Here is an 18,896-nt window from a genome sequence, read left to right as displayed (position 1 = left end):
AAAGGAAGGCAGCCAAGAACAGGCTGCCGAAAAGTCCATTTCAGACTAGATTTTTATTCGTCAAAGAAACCGGCACGTGGCTGACGTAAGCCGCGAATACCCAGACCGCATTCTGCATTGATCAGAACGCCAGTCAAAGGACGGTTATTTTGACGAGATGCCAAGAGCACATATGAACCTGTCATATCTTCCGGCTCAGGTAAGAAATTCAGTGGCATGCCACGGGCGATTTTCTCAGGATCACGTGCATCGAGCAGGCCAAGATTTTCCTGACCCAAAGATGCAGCACCTTTGATGTTCACATTCATACCTGATGGCGCAACGGCATTAACTCGGACTTTAGGCGCTAGTTCGTAAGCCAGTTCTTTCATAATGCCTACACCGGCATGTTTCGATGCTGTGTAAACTGGACCGCCACCTGCAGAATAAAGTGCAGAATTTGACAGTGTAAAAATGATCGAACCTTCAGATTTCACGAGCTCATCAAGTGCAGCTTTGGCACCCAAGATCAGAGATTTGGTATTAATCCCCATAATCTCATCAAAGGCTTTTTCCAGCTGCTCACCTGAAGTATTGACGATATCGGCATAGTGATCCCAGATACCGGCATTACCCACGAAACAGTCGAGTTTACCGTAACGCTCTACAGTCGCTTTAACAGCGCGGACGTTGTCTTCATAGCTGGCCACATCACCTGCGATTGCCAGCACGCGATCACCAAAATGTGCATTCAGTGCATCGACTTTAGACTGTGAACGTTGAAGAACGGCCACTTGTGCACCCTCTTCCAGGAAACGTTCTACCAGTGCCCAACCGAGACCTGAACCACCACCAGTGATCAGTGCAACTTCGCCTTGTAGCCAACCCATGATTACTCTCCTGCCATCTCTACGTATAACGCACCATCTTCAAGTACAACTGGGAATGTTTGAATTGGGTCAGTTGCTGGTAAGCAAAGTGCCTGACCTGTTTTCAAACAGAAACGAGCTGCATGAAGTGGACATTCCACTGTACCGTCGTCTTCAAGGTAGCCTTCAGACATAGAAGCATTACCGTGTGAACAGCGGTCGTTCATTGCGAAGAATTCGCCACCGTTGTTGAATACTGCAAGCGCTTCGATACCGTTTACGCCGCAATCCACTTTTAACGCTTCGCCTTCGTCTAATTCGTCAACTTGGCAAACAAAAATCTTATTCATTAGAAGAACACACTCAGGTTATGTGAGTTATAGGTAACTTGGTCAAGCGTGATCTTACGGTTGAAGATCTGGAAGCCCAGGCCGCCTTCAACTTTGCGGATCTTGTCATGACGTTTACCACAGTAAATCGTAACGTCTTTCTCTTTCTGGGTACGGTACAGTAGGTATGTCACGTATACATCGTATTCGCCTTCAACTTCAGTTGGCTCAACAATCACGTTGCTCACCATGTGAGTGGTACGTGATGGAGGCTCTTCAGCCCAAGCCATACCAGTTTCCAGACGTGCAACACGACGTTCCAGAAGATCTTTCGTATCGTTGAATACCCAGGTAGTAGGTGGTTCAACTGAACGACGACGGTCACGCGTTTGAGCGTTTGGTGTAGTACGTAGCGTGTAAGAAATATCTTCAGCTAGCGTGTCTAACCACTCGCGGAATTTCCAGTCATCAAGAAGCTTGGCTTCTTGATACAGGAACTGACTAATTTGGTGATGAAGTTCTAAACTGATTTGACTCATTTCATAAGCTCCTTCTCATATTCGTCAGCCGCAGCTTCAACGTCTTCCCATTTTTCATGAATCAATAAATCTGCCCAACGGCGGTACATACCACGTGCTGCAGTTTCAGAGAAAATATAGTTAGTGATACCCGGGATACCATCTTCACGTACTTTCTCGTTACCTTTACCCATTTCCATAATGAGTTTGTTTTGACGCGCTTTGTAACCACGTAAAACTTTTTGGATTTCGATCCAGTTTTCAGAGTCATCTTGCTCCAGGAAGCCTGCAGGACCGAAGGCACGAGTTGCAGAACGTTCAAATGCTGCTTGTACATCTTCTGGTGCGTCCGCATCACAGATACAGAATGCCCAAACTTCAGTTTTGTTTGGACCACGTGGGTGCCATACACGAAGAGTCGCAGTACCGTTCAACCAAGACAATGTAGGGAACATGGTGTTATGACCCGCTAAACGAAGCGCACGAGTTTCACCTAGGCGTTCTTTCACTTCTTCGTAAGTTTCGCGGAAGTAGTTTGCAACTTCACCATCAACCCATACGTTTGCATCTGGTTTCTCTGTGAAGAAGAAGCCTGAACCGTGACCACGTGAACCGTATTGGATCGCGTCTTTCGCAGTTTCCCAAACTGGACGAGCAGTTTGTGCAGCACCTAATTTCTTAGAAGATTCGTCGTCTGGTTTCGCACCAAGCACCTGAATTGCAGATGCGTGAGAGAACAACGCGTGATATTGGTCAGATGCGAACTGTTCAGCTGCAAATTTCCAGTTACACTCGATTTCCCATTTGTGTACACCACCCACAATCACAGTACCGCCTTCACGACGATCTACAACGCCGTCCAGGTACCAAGCGATATCGCCCATGTATTCTTCTAGATCTGGAGTCGTTTCATCCCAGCAACCGAAGATCAGGCCTTTGTATGATTTAACACGGTTAACTTCTACCAGACCCCATTGCTCTTTACATGCACCATGTGGGTAAGCACGATCTTCAAGCGGGATGTCTTTTAGAGAACCGTCAATACCGTATGACCAGCCGTGGTATGGGCAAGTGAACGCACGTGTGTTACCACAATCTGCGAAGCTTACGCGCATAGAACGGTGACGGCATTGGTTTAAGAATGCTTTGATTGAGCCATCTTTTTGGCGTGCCACGATGATTGGATCTTCACCCATGTAGGTATTGAAGAAATCGCCAGCCTTAGGAATTTGGCTTTCATGGCAAAGGAATAACCATGTACGACCGAAGACACGTTCAAGTTCTAATTCGTAAATGTCAGGATCTGTATAGATAGATGGCGTGATACGTCCATTTTGTGCATCGACTAAAGCGTCGATTTCGCGCACATCAATTTTTCCACTCATGAAAAGCTCTCCTGTGACCAGTTATGGCACAAAGTAATAGACTCAACTTTTCAACGATGATGGATTTTAGGGCGGTTTTGGGGAAATATTTTTTTTGTTTCAATTAATAGTTTTAAGCAATTATTCTAGGCGTGTATTTTTATATTAAAACACTAATCAATCCCTCCAAAGCATTTACTTTCTAAATGACAAAATAATCTTCACGACATAGTTGTTTATAGATTATACTCTTCTGAAATTATAGTAAGACATTTTTTGGATTACTCGACGGGCTGATGATATGGAATTACGACACCTCCGCTACTTCATTACTGTGGCTGAAGAACTCAACTTCAGTAAGGCAGCACTCAAACTTTACACGGCTCAGCCATCACTTAGTCAGCAAATCAAAGATTTGGAAGAAGATGTCGGTGTCAAACTGCTACACCGTACCAAGCGTAAAGTCGAACTGACCGAAGAAGGTGCTGTATTCCTAGAACAGGCCCGCCTGACGCTGGCACAAGCTGATAAGGCGATTGCCATGGCCCGTCAGGTCTCACAGGCCAAGCAGCAGATGCTACGCATCGGTTTCGTCCCTGTCGCAGAGATGAAAATCTTCCCGTATATCTTGCCGAATCTGCGCGTGCAAAACCCTGATTTAAAAATTGAATTGCTCAGTCTGAACAATAATGAGCAAATGCGATTATTGAAGAAAGGCGAACTGGATCTGACCTTTACCCGTCACAATTTCCATAGTGATGAAATTGAAAGCCAGTTTGTGATTCGTGAGCCATTGATCTTCATTTTGCCGAAGGATCATCCTTTAGCGAAATACGACCGTATTCCAGCTAAATTATTGAATGGTATAGATTTTATTATTCCATCTGCAGAACAGTCACTCACCCTGCACAATACGATTATGGAATTTGCCAAGACCAATGGCATTGAGCTTAATATTGTGCAAAAGGCGGATAATATCCTGTTCAATATCAACTCGATTGGAATGGGTTTGGGCTGTGCCATTCTGCCAGGCTATATCGCGCCATTGACCATGAACAATACCGTGATCCGCCCGCTGGATGTAGAACTTCCCTTTTTAGATCTGTATGTTAGCTATCGCAAGGATACTAATTCAGTCGCAGTGAAGAAGTTCCTGGAACTCCTGACTCGCGTATTCTACCTAGACATTAACCGCGACGAACCACATTAATTTTCTATTTTTATAGCAGCACACGTAATTTCCTCTAAGAATACGTGTGCTTTTTTGTTTTTATTTTTTCTGATCAAAATTTCATTTTATATTCATTTTTCCTATGACAGACCACGTCTAGCATGGCTTCCAACATCTCCGACCATGGCTTATTAGGTTTAATTTTTGCTCAAATTAGGCTTCTTTTACAACTTAAGTCTAATAAGAAGTCTAAGGCCCATTTTAATTTTTGAAATTCTGATTAATAGCTAAAAGGCATTAAAAACATTCAAAAAATTCACTGAATGAAATGACACTCATTTGGCAGCAGTAAATCAAATATTTTAGAAAGAAAAAAGGATGACCGAAGCCATCCTTTTTCTAAACTGTTTACGACTTATTTTACACCGTGTACAGCCAGGTAGTTTTTGATCACAGTGTTGAACTCATCTGATTTTTCAACTTGAGACCAGTGACCACATTGACTGAAGATGTGTGCATCAGCATTTGGCACGATGTTCAGGATATCCCAGGTACGAGACACTGGAATCACCACGTCCTGAGTACCGTGAATCAATAGTACTGGTACAGTAATGTCTTTCATTTTTTCGAAGTCTAATGGGAATTCGAAACGGTCACGGTCACGTGCGCCAACCACATCCATTAAACGGTCAGATGCATAGTCATTTTTCGCAGAGTCAAAACGTACTTTTACCAGTTCATCAGTGATCAGGTCTTTGTTCACGACGAACATAGACAGGGTTTTCTTGATACCTTCTTCAGTTAATACTGGGTTTGCGTGTGCTTTCAGCGCAGCAGTCTGTTTTGCACCGCCAGTACCCATAGACACGATACCTAGAACACGTTCAGGATAATCAAGTGCCATCTGGAATGCCAACCAGCCACCCAGAGAGTTACCCACTAACCAGGTTTTTTCGATACCTAATGCATCTAGAGTACGTACAGCATGATCCACCCATGCACGGATACCATAAGCAGTACCTGGTGCAACCACAGTTTGACCATAACCAATGGTATCGATTGCGATACAACGTGCTTGTTCACCAATTGAAGGTAGGTTTAACCACCAGTTTGCAGCAGCAGATACACCCGTACCTGAACCATGCAGGAACAGAATAGGCGTACCTTCACCAATTTCATGGTAGTGAGTCAACTCACCTTCTGCAGTTTCAATCCATTTGTCTTCTAAGCCGAAGAAAGGATCTGTTTTATAATCAGGGATTTGAACAGTGCTCATCATGATTCCTCTTACAGTTTCTTGCTTGCGTGTTCCTCGATGACGAGAATTCGACGTCAAGTTGACTCATTAAAAATGATCTTTTTACCGTCTTATATTAACCGCTCTACTGTCTTCAACTGATATAAAATTACGATTGCATACTACAAAAAATATATTATTTAAGTATTTGTTTTAATTAATTATTTTAAATTTAAAACCCTGTTTAATTTAAGGCTTTGATTAAGTTCTTAACTCAAAAAAAAGCAGTCAGAATACTGACTGCCCTTAAAATGCGCTTAACTTAGAATTTATGAGTATAAGTTGTCGCTACGCGGTATTCTTGAAGATCTGGTTTAGTAGGATTAGCAAAATTCACATCGATATACATCGCTTGAATGCCTAATCCTTTTAACTTACCCTCTGGAACAGTGTAATTCGCAATCAGATTTAACTCATCAGTATTAAAGTTTTGATCACCTGATTGAGCATCATAACCTTTGAAATAAACTGCAGTCGCATTTAAGCCTTTGGCACCCATTTCAGAGAAGTCATAGCCATAAGAAATATTCCATGACTTTTCTTCTGGTGCAGTAAAGGTTGCAACGCCCCAGTTCACCAGATAAGGCTGCGGCACCCAGCCGCCAAGTGTTGGAAATGCAGTATCACCAAACATTTGCTGATAACCCAGACCTACGGTATGCGCACCATGATTAACTTTTGCCCCTACTGACAATGCCTGATTATCAATATCACCATACAGTTTGTCACCTGAATCTGAGTTATCAAAATAACGCACATGGCTATCTAATTTGGTTTTTTCGCCTAGCGCAGTTTTGTAATTCACACCCAAGTAATGCTGTTGGTAGATGTCTTGAACATCTGCATACCAGTAGCTACCACCAATTTCAGGCGTGAACTGGTGATCTACACCGGCAATCCACATACCATCAGATTCAGGACCTAAGTCATAATGACCTTGTGTACCATCAGGTAAAGTTCTACCTGGAGAAAATAAAGCTAAATCACGGAACTGATTGTCGTAACGATTATTAATTTTATCAATATAAGCCAAAGTCAGTTTGGTATCTTTAATCTCTTTAGATTCTAACCATGCACCGCTATAAGTAGTGATGAGCTGACGGGATGGATCAAATACCAGCACTGGAGATACAGGCAATAACTCACCCACTTTCAGCTCAGTCTCAGAAACTCTAGCTTTTAAGGTTGCGCCAACTTTACCAAAATGATCTTTAGATTCTTTGCCATCGTGAGGCAACACCCAATCCGGATTTTGATCACGGCCTTTGAGTTTAACTGCATGTTGAACCAGAACATCTGCACCAACCTGCACCCCACCACCAATATCGTGATAGCCTGACTTCGCATCCAAAGTCACACCTTGTGACCAAGAACCCCAATTACGTGAAGAAAAATCATCTTGATACTGACGATCTAGATAAAAGTTTTTAAATTTAAGCTGGACATTACTATCGTCAATAAAATCTGCATTCGCTGCAGTTGTTCCTAAACTTGCTGTTGCAGCAAGCATTGCTATCCATAAGTTTTGACGACGCATGGCTTATTCCTAGTAATCAAATTAAGCTATGCCGCTATCATGCTCAACTCTAGTTTTTTTAAAAATCCGACTACAGTATTAAAATTTTTCTATTAATCTCTATAGATAGAATAAGTATGCTGAAATTTGAAAAAGACTTATATTTATAAACAATTAACTAAAATAAAAAATTAACCAGATAATCAATATAAATCCATGTTTTCTCTTATATAAACAGCCATTATTTTTTTATAATTTAAAAATAACTTTTTATTTATCGTTTTTATGTTTAAGGAAATGTGCGTGATTATTTTCTTAAAATAAATAGTAATAATTAAAATATCTTATTCTATCGTTTTAATATCTTATTCATTTTATTCAAATAAATAAAAAAGCGCCCTTTCGGACGCTTTTTTTAAAATTTAGCTTTTAACTATTAAGCTTGAAGCTCTTTCGCTTTAGACATAGTCAATGCCAAATCTTCAATCATATCTTCCTGACCACCAACGGTGCCACGACGACCAAGCTCAAGCAGAATTTCACGAGCAGATACGCCATATTTTGCTTCAGCACGTTTAGCGAACAGCAGGAATGAAGAGTAAACACCCGCATAACCTAAAGTTGCAGCATCACGGTCCGCACGGATCTGATGAGTCATCATTGGAATGATCAGATCTTCTGCAACGTCTTGTACTTTAAACAGGTCAACACCAGTTTCCATTTGCATACGATTGGCAACCGCAACAAACAGTTCAAGTGGCGTATTACCTGCACCAGCACCCAGACCGGCAGATGCCAAGTCAACACGTGTTGCACCCGCTTGTACAGCAGAAACAGAGTTAGCTACGCCCATACCTAAGTTGTGGTGACCATGGAAACCGATTTCGATATCTGAACCCAAGTTAGCACGTAAGATACCTACACGGTCAGTCACGTCTTGCGGAAGCATATAACCAGCAGAGTCAGTAACATAGATACAGTTAGCACCGTATGACACCATTTTTTGTGCTTCTTCAAGTAATTTTTCAGGTGTTGCCATGTGAGCCATCATCAGGAAGCCCACAGTGTCCATACCCAGTTTACGCGCAGCAGTAATATGCTGTTCAGAAACGTCTGCTTCAGTAGAGTGAGTCGCTACACGAATAGTTGCTACACCTACATCATGTGCCATTTTCAGGTGATCAACCGTACCGATACCAGGAAGTAAAAGTGCAGATACTTTCGCTTGTTTCAGGTTTGGAATCACCGCTTTCAGGTATTCTTCATCAGTTGCAGCTGCGAAACCGTAGTTCACAGAGTTACCGCCAAGGCCGTCACCGTGTGTTACTTCGATTAAAGGTACACCTGCATCATCCAGCGCAGTTGCAATCGCAACCATTTGCTCAGGTGTAGTTTGATGGCGCATTGGATGCATACCATCACGTAAAGTCATATCATTAATAATAATCTTAGACATGAAGGTGCTCCTTAAGCTTCAACTGCATTTAAAACACGTTCTGCAAACATCTCTGCGGTACGTGCAGCTGCTGCAGTCATAATGTCGAGGTTACCTGCATATTTAGGCAAGAAGTCACCCAGACCTTCAACTTCAAGGAAGATCGATACGCGGTTGCCATCAAATACTGGACCATTGACCAGTTTGTAACCTGGTACGTATTTTTGAACCTCGAGGATCATCGCATGTACAGATTCAGTGATCGCTGCCTGATCTGGCTCACCTTCTACTAGACAGTGAACAGTATCACGCATCATCAGTGGTGGCTCAGCCGGGTTAATGATGATGATCGCTTTACCTTGTTTCGCACCACCGACTTTCTCAATTGCACCAGCAGTAGTACGCGTGAATTCGTCGATGTTTTTACGTGTACCAGGACCAACTGATTTAGTAGATACAGTCGCAATGATTTCGCCATAGTTCACAGGCTGAACGCGAGAAATCGCTGCAACCATAGGAATCGTTGCCTGACCGCCACAAGTTACCATATTGACGTTTGGCACTTCACCTTGTTCAAGCAATGCTTCAAGGTTGACAGGTGGTACGCAGTAAGGACCAATTGCAGCTGGTGTTAAGTCAATCATTAACACGCCAAGCTCGTTCAGCTTACGGCTGTTTTCAGCATGTACATAAGCAGAAGTTGCATCGAAGGCGATTTTGATGTCATCTTCAACTACGTGAGGCAGCAAACCGTCTACGCCTTCAGCAGTGGTTTTTAAACCCATTTTTGCTGCACGTGCTAGACCTTCAGAAGTTGGGTCAATCCCCACCATCCATACTGGTTCTAACCATTCGCTGCGTTGCAGTTTATAAAGCAAATCAGTACCAATATTACCTGGACCGATCAATGCACATTTAATCTTTTTCATGAATGTACTCTCTTGTATTCCCTTATTCAGCAGCAAAAGCAGCTGTTACTGAACCAAAGCCTTCAATTTCAACTTTGAATTCGTCGCCAGGCTGAGCTACAACCATTGGACCCAAAGCACCAGTCAAAATAATGTCGCCTTTTAGCAATGGACGACCACGGCGTACCATTTCATCTGCCAGCCACACAGCAGCATTTAACGGGTTTGCCAGACATGCTTTACCCACGCCTTGAGAAACCACTTCGTCGCCACGTGTCATGACCATCTTGCAGTTCACAAGATCAAGGTTTTCCAGTTTGACAGGCTTAGAGCCCAGAACGAATGCAGCAGAAGATGCGTTATCAGCTACGGTATCAATCAGGCTGATTTTCCAGTTTTCGATACGGCTATCGACCACTTCTACAGCAGGAAGTGCATAGTCAGTTGCACTGATGATGTCTGCATACGTATGTTTTGCTTTAGTCAGATCTTCTTTGATGACCAATGCGATTTCAGCTTCAACTTTCGGTTGAATCAGCAAACCTGCAGGGATTGCTTCACCATCGCCATAGGCCATGTCGGCAAACAACATACCGAAGTCAGGCTGATCTACGCCAAGCTGTGCTTGAACCACTTTCGATGTCAAACCAATTTTACGACCTACCAGACGGCGACCTTCCGCCAGAGCACGCTCGGTATTTACTTCCTGAACGGCATAGGCAATATCTACGTCAGCACTTTCACCACCAAGTTCCGGGCGAATCGGTGCGATCGCAGTTTTTGAGAGTTCAGCAGTACGTAATGCTTGTGCAACTGATTCAACAACAGCAGAATTCGACATCAATGTTTCCTTAAACTGCAAAAATGAGGCTTATGCCGAGAACTAAGACAAGCAAAATGTTCTGACCTGATCATTTCGATCATTCCAATAAACAATTGCGCCTAGTACGGGCATATGAATAAACAGTTTTAGGATGGGAAAAATACGACGTGAATGCCAATAGTTATTTTATTTTTTGCAATAGCTATTATCTATAAATTAAATTTATAAAAATCAATTAAAAACATAATCTTATAATTATGAATTAAGTTATATCCAACTAAATAACTCAACAATCATGACAGAACAAAACCACTGTAATCACAACTTTAGACTAAAAGATAAGACCAGTTGTTCAAATCTACCGCATTGATCCGCATCTTCTATTTCAGAAAATGCCGGATCTTGAAGAATGACTAAGATACTGAATTAAATCGCTTCTTTCCATTGGACTTTAGCCAATAAAAAGTCATGCAAACTGCTGACATCCTTCACAATCGACAGTGGATTAAACTGTGCCAAAGTTTCCGGTGTATGTACGCCATAAGTCACACCTACACTTGGCATGGCAATGTTCATCGCCATTTCCAGATCATAAGAAGTGTCACCGACCATAATCGCTTCATGCGCACTAATACCAGTTTCAGTCAGAATTTCAGCCAGCATTAAAGGATCTGGTTTAGAACGGGTTTCACTAGCAGCACGAGTGGCATGGAATAGTTCCAGACTATTCGTTTGTTTTAGTACCCGGTCTAAACCTTTACGGCTTTTACCTGTTGCCACCGCTAGCTTAATCCCTTCATCTTTTAAGCTATACAGCATCTCAGCTACGCCCTCAAACCAGGCATCTTCAACAGAATTCGCCACATAGTGTTCTGAATAGGCCTGCAAAATATCCGCATGTAATTCTGGTACAGTTGGGAATAGTCGCTGTGCGACTTCTGGCAAACCCAGCCCGATAATGCCCTTCGCATCTGCATCAGTTAACGGTTGCTGAAATTGCTGCGCGGCAAACTGCAGGCTCGACACGATCTGACCCACTGAATCAAATAAAGTGCCATCCCAATCAAAAATGACCAGTTTTACAGGTGAATTCATATAAAGTTCCTAGTATTTGATTCAGTGTCTTTAAGCCCTCTCCTTCTAGGAGAGGGCTTGGGAGAGGTGAGTTAAATTAATTCCCCACCACAATTAACATCAGTGAGCAGCTGTTTTCGTATAGGTATTATCTACTTTTCAAGGATGAAAAGTAGCAAAAATCCTTTGTTACTCTGATGGCACGTCCCTGTACCACAGAGTAACAGCGACATCCATGTCGCCCTTCATTGATTTAGAAATTGTCTTGAATCATCTCTAATAAAGAGGGAAATTTCTCCCACTCAAGTAAAGCAAGATAAGACTCATTAAAAAGCTAAAAATTACTCGTCATCTTCCGTAGGTATTACCACCTTATCCGCCTTTTGCGCACGAAGCTGAGCTACAAGACTCTGCATATCTTCAGGCAAAGGCGCTTCAATCATCGGATAACCCGGAATTTCTAAGCGCATCGCATGCAGACATAAACGACGTGGTTTTGGTCCACGATATTCAGTCTCGTGACCATATTTCTCATCACCCACTAACGGATGACCAATGCTGAGACCATGTACACGAATCTGATGGGTACGACCAGACAATGGAGAAGCATACACCAGTGTCGCATGCATAAAACGCTCTGCCACATTCCACTGGGTTTTAGACTCTTTGCCTTCTTTAGAGACACGGACACGGCGCTCACCATTAGAAAGTTCATAACGATGCAAAGGTGCATCAATGAGTTGCTTATCTAGCGTTACCTGCCCTTTCACGACAGCGGCATAAGTTTTTTTAATCTTATGTTCACGTAATAAATCTTGTAGCGTTTTTAAGGTACTGCGCTTTTTCGAGATCATCACCAGACCCGATGTGTCACGGTCAATACGGTGAATCAATTCCAGGTATTTTTTACCTGTTGCAGCACGTAGGCCTTCAATCAGGCCATACGCCACACCGCTACCGCCATGCACAGCAATACCCGATGGTTTATTGACAACCATCAAGCCTTCATCTTCATATACCACACGTGACAGAAGACCTTGAGCCACCTTGTCCGAAATCGGCGCTTCTGATTCATCTTTTTGTTCATAACGAATAGGTGCCACACGAATCTGGTCGCCAATCGCCAGTTTGGTTTCGGCCTTAATGCGTTTTTTATTGACGCGAACCTGTCCTTCACGAATCAGACGATAAATCCGACTTTTAGGCACCCCTTTCAGACGACTGAACAAGAAATTATCGATTCGCTGTCCATCTTGATGTTCATCCACTTCAAACCAAGTGACGCTTTGCCATTGTTGTGTAGAATTCATACAGTTACTATGACCCAAAAATTACTAAAATTGATTAAAAACTGATCACTTAGGTTATGCTTTACACAAGAAACATAAGCTTAGCCCATAGGCAGATGATGCAAGGTTTGATATAGTCAGCGCACGGAAACCATCGTTTGTGAGTAAAAGTTGAAGCATTTCAGATTTCTCTGAACTTGATTATTCAATTAAAGACTCACATGATACGGGAAGGTCCCAAAAGAATTATGCCGACGCCGAAGGCTTATTATATCGGCAAACAAAGCAAACTGTTGCGTTTAATTGTACCTCAGGTACATAAATCAGTTTGTCTGAAAAAATATGTCGCCAACCTAGTTGGTTTTTAAACGTAAACTGATACACATCAGATTAGTCGCACCCTGAAGACGACTTCAGGCTACAGCGTTTGATGCATTGGATCTGCACAGTTTGTAAAGATACGACGACAATTCCGTATCAAGACACTTTCTATAAAGAAGGGATGATCTTCGAGCAATGTGACAGTGAAAGTTACTCACATCTAATGCACCGCTTGTCCGCCAGTGAAACGTTCAGGTGACTTTAATCGTTTAAAGATTGAAGCCGTATTGCCATCATCAATACGTGAATCAAAATACCGAAGCTGATCTATATTCAAGTAGACGCTGGGAATAAAAGACTCAGACCACAATGAAACTCATTGGAGATCTGGGCCATTGATCCGTGATGTGTGATGTTCGCTACGTGAATAGCGATTTTTTGCTGTGTATCACTATAAGGTGTTACACCCATGAAACGTATGTTGATTAATGCAACACATGCCGAAGAAATTCGCGTTGCACTTGTCACTGGTCAGCGTCTTTACGATTTCGATTTAGAGAATCGTACCCGTGAACAAAAAAAATCTAATATCTATAAAGGTCACGTGACTCGCGTTGAACCTTCTTTAGAAGCTGTATTTGTTGAATACGGCGCAGGTCGCCAAGGCTTCCTGTCTATGCGTGAAATCGCAAACTCTTATTACAAAGCCGATCCTCGCCAAACTTCAAATATTCGTGAACTGATTACTGAAGGAACTGAACTTCTGGTTCAGGTGGAAAAAGAAGAGCGCGGCAATAAAGGCGCTGCCCTTTCAACTTTCATCTCTTTAGCTGGTCGTTATCTGGTTCTGATGCCAAACAACCCGAAAGGTGGCGGTATCAGCCGTCAGATTTCCGGTTCAGTACGCGAAGAACTGAAAGAAATGCTGGCCTCTTTAAATGTGCCACGTGGTATGAGCGTCATTGTTCGTACAGCAGGCATTGGCCGTTCTCAAGAAGAATTACAGCTTGATCTGCAACATTTGCTAGACCTTTGGGCACAGATTCAAAGTACGGCTAATTCAGGCCCATCACCTATGCTAGTCCATCAGGAAGCAGGTGTGGTAACTCGTGCGATCCGTGATTACCTGCGTGATGATGTAGCAGAAATCTTGATTGACTCTGAGCAAGCCTATAACGAAGCCTATAACTTCGTTAAAGCAGTAATGCCGCTTCAGTTAGACAAACTAAAAACTTATACATTGAATGAGCCTTTGTTTGCGCATTTCGGTATCGAAAGCCAGATTCAAACGGCTTATGAACGTGAAGTAAAACTGCCTTCAGGCGGTTCGATCGTGATCGACCAAACTGAAGCTTTAGTTTCAATCGACATTAACTCAGCAAAATCAACTCGTGGTCAGGACGTTGAAGATACAGCGTTAAATACCAACCTTGAAGCTGCTGAAGAAATTGCACGCCAGTTACGTTTACGTGATATCGGCGGCTTAGTTGTCATCGATTTCATCGATATGACCAAAGACCGTAACCAGCGTATGGTAGAAGCAAAACTGCGTGAAGCGACTCAAAGCGACCGCGCACGGATCCAGTTCGGCCAACTGTCACGTTTCGGCCTGATGGAAATGAGCCGACAACGTCTGCGTCCATCGTTAGAAGAAGCGACTGGTTATGTCTGCCCACGCTGTCATGGTACGGGTATGGTCCGTGACCTGCGCTCTCTTTCACTTTCAATCATGCGTAAAGTGGAAGAAATCGCCCTTCGTGAACGTCATGGTGAAGTTCAGGTTGAAGTACCAGTAGAAATTGCAGCATTCATGCTGAATGAAAAACGTCATAGTCTGGTATATCTGGAACAAACTTCAAATACACGCGTAACTGTACTTCCACATCCACACTTGGAAACACCTCATTACGAAATTTCGTATAATCCTGAAGGTTTCGCACCGACAAGTTACGAGCGTACTGAAGCAACCCGTTCAAGCGAAAAAGAACTGGGTTATGAGTCTTCTGAGTGGCATTTAGAAGAAGAACATACGCATACCGCTGCACCGGCACCTGCACAGCAGCAAAACAACGGCAAAAACAATAAACGCCGCAATAACCAGAATCAGCAAAACGTACAGCAAGCACCTGTTGCACAACAGGCACCTGCTCAAGTTGCAGCACCTGCAGCAAGCCCATGTGCATGGTTAGAAAACCTGTTCGTACAAAAACAGGCAACTACTGTTGATCAGTCTCGCACAGCGAATAATGCAGCTGCTGCCATTGAACAGATGGTGAATGGCGGTGCAGTGAGTCGTGGCCAGTTCGGCCAGGTTGCTCCTGTAACACCAGCAGTATCTGCACAGCCAGCAACTATTGCAGCACCGGTAACTACCGGTAATGCTTATCTAGCGCCTTCGACCGTAGCTCATAAACCAGAGCGTGATCAGTCTGAAAAAACTGAACGTGAAGAGAAACAGCGTCATAACAAGAAAGCACGTAGCAACAAGCACAAAGAACCACGTGAACAGGTGCAGTCTGATAATGCACCACAACATCAGGTGCATGAAGAAGTGGTTCAGGTTTCTCGTCAGGAACAACGTCAGGAAGCGCGTGAAAACAAACGCAACTCTCGCCGTCAGCACCACAACGAGTCTGCACAGCAAAACGATGCTCACGGCAATGAGCAACAGCAAAACGTGCCACGTCGTGACCGTCGCAACCAGCAACGTCCAGAACGTCCAAATCGCCACCGCGATCCAAGTGTTCTGAATGAACAAGCTGCACCTCAAGCACCTGCTGTCGTTGAAACTCCAGCAGTCAATGAAAAGCAAGTGCGTGTGGAACTGGTCGATGCTCCTCGTAAAGAAGTGATGCCAACAGCAATGGTGGTAAATATTGACAAGGCGAAAAGCGAAATTGTGGCATTGAATGACACTGCTCCAGTCGCAAAACCTGCTGTTGAAGTGACTGCCCCTGCCGATGCTCCTGTAGAAGCACCCGCTGCGGAAGAGTTCCTAGCTGAAGTGACTACATCTGCTCCTGCAGAGAAAGCACCGGAAGCTCAGTCATCATCAAAACAGCGTGCCAGCAATGACCCACGTCAACGTCGTCGCGACCGCCGTGCTGCACAAGGCCAACAGGCGAAAACTCAGCAATTGACACCATCACAGGTGCCAACACTTGGCCAATACACTATTGGTAGCCTGATTCGCCATGTTTATGGTGAAGACTGTTCAGTCCTGATTGAACAGTTCGGTCTGTTACCAACATTTAACCGTGCATTGCAAAAGTTCACGCAGGAATATAATGCGACTTTAGCAACGGTTTCGACCGCGGCCACAGAGAAAAAACCTGTAACTCGCGATGTAGAAGTCAGCAAAGCGCAACCTGAAGCAGAACCTGCACCTGTGCTGGATTTAACTCCGCCTGCACCGGTTTCAGAGAAACGTGTGGCGAATGATCCACGTGAGCGTCGCCGTCTTGCTAAACTGGCTGCCGAGCAAGCGTTACAGCAGGCAAAACAGCAAGCACAAGCTGAAGCAGAATCTACTGCGGTTGAACCTGTTCCAGAAGCAACGGCTCCAGCAGAAGAAGCGAAAGCTGAAAGTGTTGAAGCTGCACCTGCTGAAGCTCCGGTAGCTGCAGTAGAAAGTGCTGATACAACTGAAGCGACTCAAACTCCTGAGCCAGCTGCTGAAGCATCTGTAGAAACTGCGAAAGCTGAACAAGCTCCCGCTGAAGAAGTCACTGAAACGACTACAGTTGAAGTAACTCCAGCAGAAAACGAAGCTACGCCTACCGAAACTCCGGAAGCCGATAAAGCTGAAGAAACTGTAGCAAAAGCTGAAAAACCGGCTACCCGCCCACGTCGCCCACGTGGCCGTCCACCGAAAAAAACCAATACTGCAACTGAGTCATAATTCGCCCAATTGCAGTTAACTAAAAAACCTAGTCATTTCGGTGGCTAGGTTTTTTTTGCTAGATTTTGTCAGAATAGGTTGATTACTCTAGTTTCAACACGCTAAAAGATGGCTATCATCCGTTTATTGCATATAAATTAAACGCATTGGATACGAAAAATAATAGGACGCCCATGACCCAGACGAACCAACCCGATCTTATTGGCATTGCAGATGTCGCAGCCAAAATCCCTGCCTTCATCAGTAAGGTCCCTAATCTGCTGAACGGACTGCGACAGGCTTATTTACGTACTCCCAATACGCCCGCAGGCCTGGGTTTGGCTTTTGAAAAAGCAACGCAGCGTAATCCTGAAGGTATTGCATTACGTTTTGAGGATCAGTCCTATACCTATGCTCACCTAAATGGCTGGGCGAACCAGATCGCACATTTCTACCTTTCTCTCGGTGCACAGAAAGGTGATGTGGTGGCTGTAATGGTCGAGAACCGTCCGGAGTTCATTGCCAGTGTGATTGGTCTGGCCAAGCTAGGCATCACGATTGCGCTGGTGAATACCTCTCAGGTCGGTAAAGTCCTGACACATAGTATTAACCTGGTGAAACCGATTGCAGTCATTGTCGGTGAAGAGTGCCGTGCTGCCGTTGATGAAATCCGCAATAATCTCAATATTGCCGCTGACCGTTTCCACTGGTTTGCCGATCAGAACACACAAGAAAATACCGGACAAGCACCTGAAGGGTTTATCAACCTAGCAGAGCAGATTGACCAGTTCCCGAAATTCAATACACCGACTACGCATTCGGTACAAGGCAAAGACGGCCTGTTCTATATCTATACTTCAGGTACTACCGGCTTACCTAAAGCGGTGATCTTTACCAATAGCCGCTGGACACTCGCCTATGGCACCTATGGCCATGTCCTGAACCTGAATAAAGATGACGTGATGTACTGCACCCTGCCGCTTTATCATGCGACAGGTATTGTGGTGTGCTGGTGTGGGGTGATTGCCGGAAGCAGTACTTTTGCCATCCGCCGTAAATTCTCCACCTCTTCCTTCTGGAAAGATGTCAAAAAATTTGATGCTTCTGCGATTGGTTATGTGGGTGAACTTTGCCGCTACCTGATGGATGCGCCACCGTCTGAACTGGAAAAAGGCCATCGCGTTACCAAGATGATTGGTAATGGCATGCGCCCGAATATCTGGGATAAATTCAAATCCCGTTTTGGCATCAAGGAAGTACTGGAACTGTATGCCTCAAGTGAAGGTAATGTCGGTTTCAGCAATGTCTTTAACTTTGACAATACTGTCGGTTTCTCACCAACGCCTTATGCCATTATCGAATTTGATAAAGATAAAAATGAGCCTGTGCGTGATGCCAAAGGTCGCTGCAAACGGGTAAAAAAAGGTGAAACCGGTTTATTGATCGGTAAAATTACCCGCCGCTCCCCTTTCGATGGTTATACCGATCCGGAAAAGAACAAGGCAGTCATCATGCATGACGTGTTCAGTAAAGGTGATTCCTACTTCAATACCGGCGATCTGGTGCGTAATATCGGTTTCCGTCATGCCCAGTTTGTCGACCGTCTCGGTGACACCTTCCGCTGGAAAGGTGAAAATGTTTCAACGACTGAAGTCGAAAACATGCTGACCGAGTATGACAAAATTATCGAAGCTGTAGTTTATGGTGTAGAAATTCCAAATACCAATGGCCGTGCCGGTATGGCTGCAATTACCCTGCAACCGGGAAGCACCCTGGATGAGCAAGACCTGAAAAATATGGTCAGCACCTTTAAACGCTGTCTGCCTGCATATGCAGTTCCAGTTTTTCTGCGCATTCAAGAACAGGTAGAAACGACCGGTACCTTCAAGTATCAGAAAAACAAACTGAAAGAACAGGCTTTTGACCCAAACAAGACCGATGAACGCTTGCTGGTTTTATTGCCAGGGAGCGATGCGTATTGTGAGCTGACTCAAGAAATTTTTGAGAACATTCAAGCCTATCAATATCGTTTCTAAGTGCTGAAGTTGCCTATTTTTTGTTTAGATAAAGCAGAATTGTTGTATTTATAATCAAACATAGGCAACTTTGTTATTTTTTACTTG

At 43.9% G+C, this 18,896-nt stretch carries 15 protein-coding genes; 3 read left to right on the top strand and 12 right to left on the bottom strand.

Going from position 1 to position 18,896, the window contains the following annotated elements; translation table 11 throughout:
• Positions 1-53 precede the first annotated feature (53 nt).
• The 4 genes from hcaB to hcaE are packed head-to-tail and all read right to left on the bottom strand — an operon-like array spanning position 54 to position 3,080.
• A complete protein-coding gene (hcaB, locus tag FTU00_RS01605) occupies positions 54-869 on the bottom strand; it encodes a 3-phenylpropionate-dihydrodiol/cinnamic acid-dihydrodiol dehydrogenase (protein ID WP_004781818.1) in 816 nt (271 codons plus the stop codon).
• A gap of 2 nt (positions 870-871) precedes the next feature.
• Positions 872-1,198, bottom strand: coding sequence for a 3-phenylpropionate/cinnamic acid dioxygenase ferredoxin subunit (gene hcaC / locus FTU00_RS01600; protein WP_004781817.1), 327 nt, complete (start codon positions 1,196-1,198; stop codon positions 872-874).
• On the bottom strand, positions 1,198-1,716 hold the full coding sequence (hcaF, locus tag FTU00_RS01595) for a 3-phenylpropionate/cinnamic acid dioxygenase subunit beta (RefSeq protein ID WP_004781816.1): 519 nt from the start codon (positions 1,714-1,716) through the stop codon (positions 1,198-1,200). The genes hcaC and hcaF overlap by 1 nt, the downstream gene beginning before the upstream one ends.
• Complete coding sequence (gene hcaE, locus FTU00_RS01590) at positions 1,713-3,080, bottom strand: 3-phenylpropionate/cinnamic acid dioxygenase subunit alpha (protein WP_004781815.1); 1,368 nt, start codon at positions 3,078-3,080, stop codon at positions 1,713-1,715. Before hcaE ends, hcaF begins: the two co-directional genes overlap by 4 nt.
• Positions 3,081-3,360: 280 nt before the next feature.
• Here hcaE and hcaR point away from each other — a divergent pair, with 280 nt between their 5' ends.
• Complete coding sequence (gene hcaR, locus FTU00_RS01585) at positions 3,361-4,269, top strand: DNA-binding transcriptional regulator HcaR (protein ID WP_180178945.1); 909 nt, start codon at positions 3,361-3,363, stop codon at positions 4,267-4,269.
• Between the two features lie 376 nt (positions 4,270-4,645).
• Here hcaR and FTU00_RS01580 read toward each other — a convergent pair whose 3' ends face one another.
• The 8 genes from FTU00_RS01580 to FTU00_RS01545 all read right to left on the bottom strand — a co-directional run bounded on the left by FTU00_RS01580 (position 4,646) and on the right by FTU00_RS01545 (position 13,263).
• Positions 4,646-5,506: an alpha/beta fold hydrolase gene (locus tag FTU00_RS01580; protein ID WP_180178944.1), complete on the bottom strand. Its 861-nt coding sequence runs from the start codon at positions 5,504-5,506 to the stop codon at positions 4,646-4,648.
• A gap of 283 nt (positions 5,507-5,789) precedes the next feature.
• Positions 5,790-7,064, bottom strand: coding sequence for an OprD family outer membrane porin (locus FTU00_RS01575; protein ID WP_180178943.1), 1,275 nt, complete (start codon positions 7,062-7,064; stop codon positions 5,790-5,792).
• A 415-nt stretch (positions 7,065-7,479) separates the two neighbouring features.
• Positions 7,480-8,499 (bottom strand): 4-hydroxy-2-oxovalerate aldolase, encoded by a 1,020-nt coding sequence (gene dmpG, locus FTU00_RS01570; RefSeq protein WP_125279391.1) that lies wholly within the window; start codon positions 8,497-8,499, stop codon positions 7,480-7,482.
• An 11-nt stretch (positions 8,500-8,510) separates the two neighbouring features.
• Positions 8,511-9,407 carry an acetaldehyde dehydrogenase (acetylating) gene (locus tag FTU00_RS01565; RefSeq protein ID WP_004781810.1) on the bottom strand — a complete coding sequence of 299 codons (897 nt, stop codon included), beginning with the start codon at positions 9,405-9,407 and terminating at the stop codon, positions 8,511-8,513.
• 22 nt (positions 9,408-9,429) lie between these two features.
• Complete coding sequence (locus tag FTU00_RS01560; protein WP_004781809.1) at positions 9,430-10,227, bottom strand: 2-keto-4-pentenoate hydratase; 798 nt, start codon at positions 10,225-10,227, stop codon at positions 9,430-9,432.
• A gap of 408 nt (positions 10,228-10,635) precedes the next feature.
• A complete protein-coding gene (locus tag FTU00_RS01555; protein ID WP_180178942.1) occupies positions 10,636-11,304 on the bottom strand; it encodes an HAD-IA family hydrolase in 669 nt (222 codons plus the stop codon).
• Positions 11,305-11,624: 320 nt separating this feature from the next.
• On the bottom strand, positions 11,625-12,593 hold the full coding sequence (locus tag FTU00_RS01550; protein ID WP_180178941.1) for an RluA family pseudouridine synthase: 969 nt from the start codon (positions 12,591-12,593) through the stop codon (positions 11,625-11,627).
• A gap of 520 nt (positions 12,594-13,113) precedes the next feature.
• Complete coding sequence (locus FTU00_RS01545) at positions 13,114-13,263, bottom strand: hypothetical protein (RefSeq protein WP_180178940.1); 150 nt, start codon at positions 13,261-13,263, stop codon at positions 13,114-13,116.
• 99 nt (positions 13,264-13,362) lie between these two features.
• Here FTU00_RS01545 and FTU00_RS01540 point away from each other — a divergent pair, with 99 nt between their 5' ends.
• The gene (locus FTU00_RS01540; RefSeq protein WP_180178939.1) at positions 13,363-16,794 is read left to right on the top strand and encodes an Rne/Rng family ribonuclease; all 3,432 of its coding nucleotides are present in this window, start codon (positions 13,363-13,365) and stop codon (positions 16,792-16,794) included.
• A gap of 173 nt (positions 16,795-16,967) precedes the next feature.
• Positions 16,968-18,809, top strand: coding sequence for a long-chain-acyl-CoA synthetase (locus tag FTU00_RS01535; protein WP_180053048.1), 1,842 nt, complete (start codon positions 16,968-16,970; stop codon positions 18,807-18,809).
• The last annotated feature ends 87 nt before the right edge of the window (positions 18,810-18,896 follow it).

The sequence above is a fragment of the Acinetobacter sp. YH12041 genome (genome assembly GCF_013419975.1).
Lineage (GTDB): Bacteria > Pseudomonadota > Gammaproteobacteria > Pseudomonadales > Moraxellaceae > Acinetobacter.
This window is presented reverse-complemented; position numbering and strand designations above follow the sequence as displayed.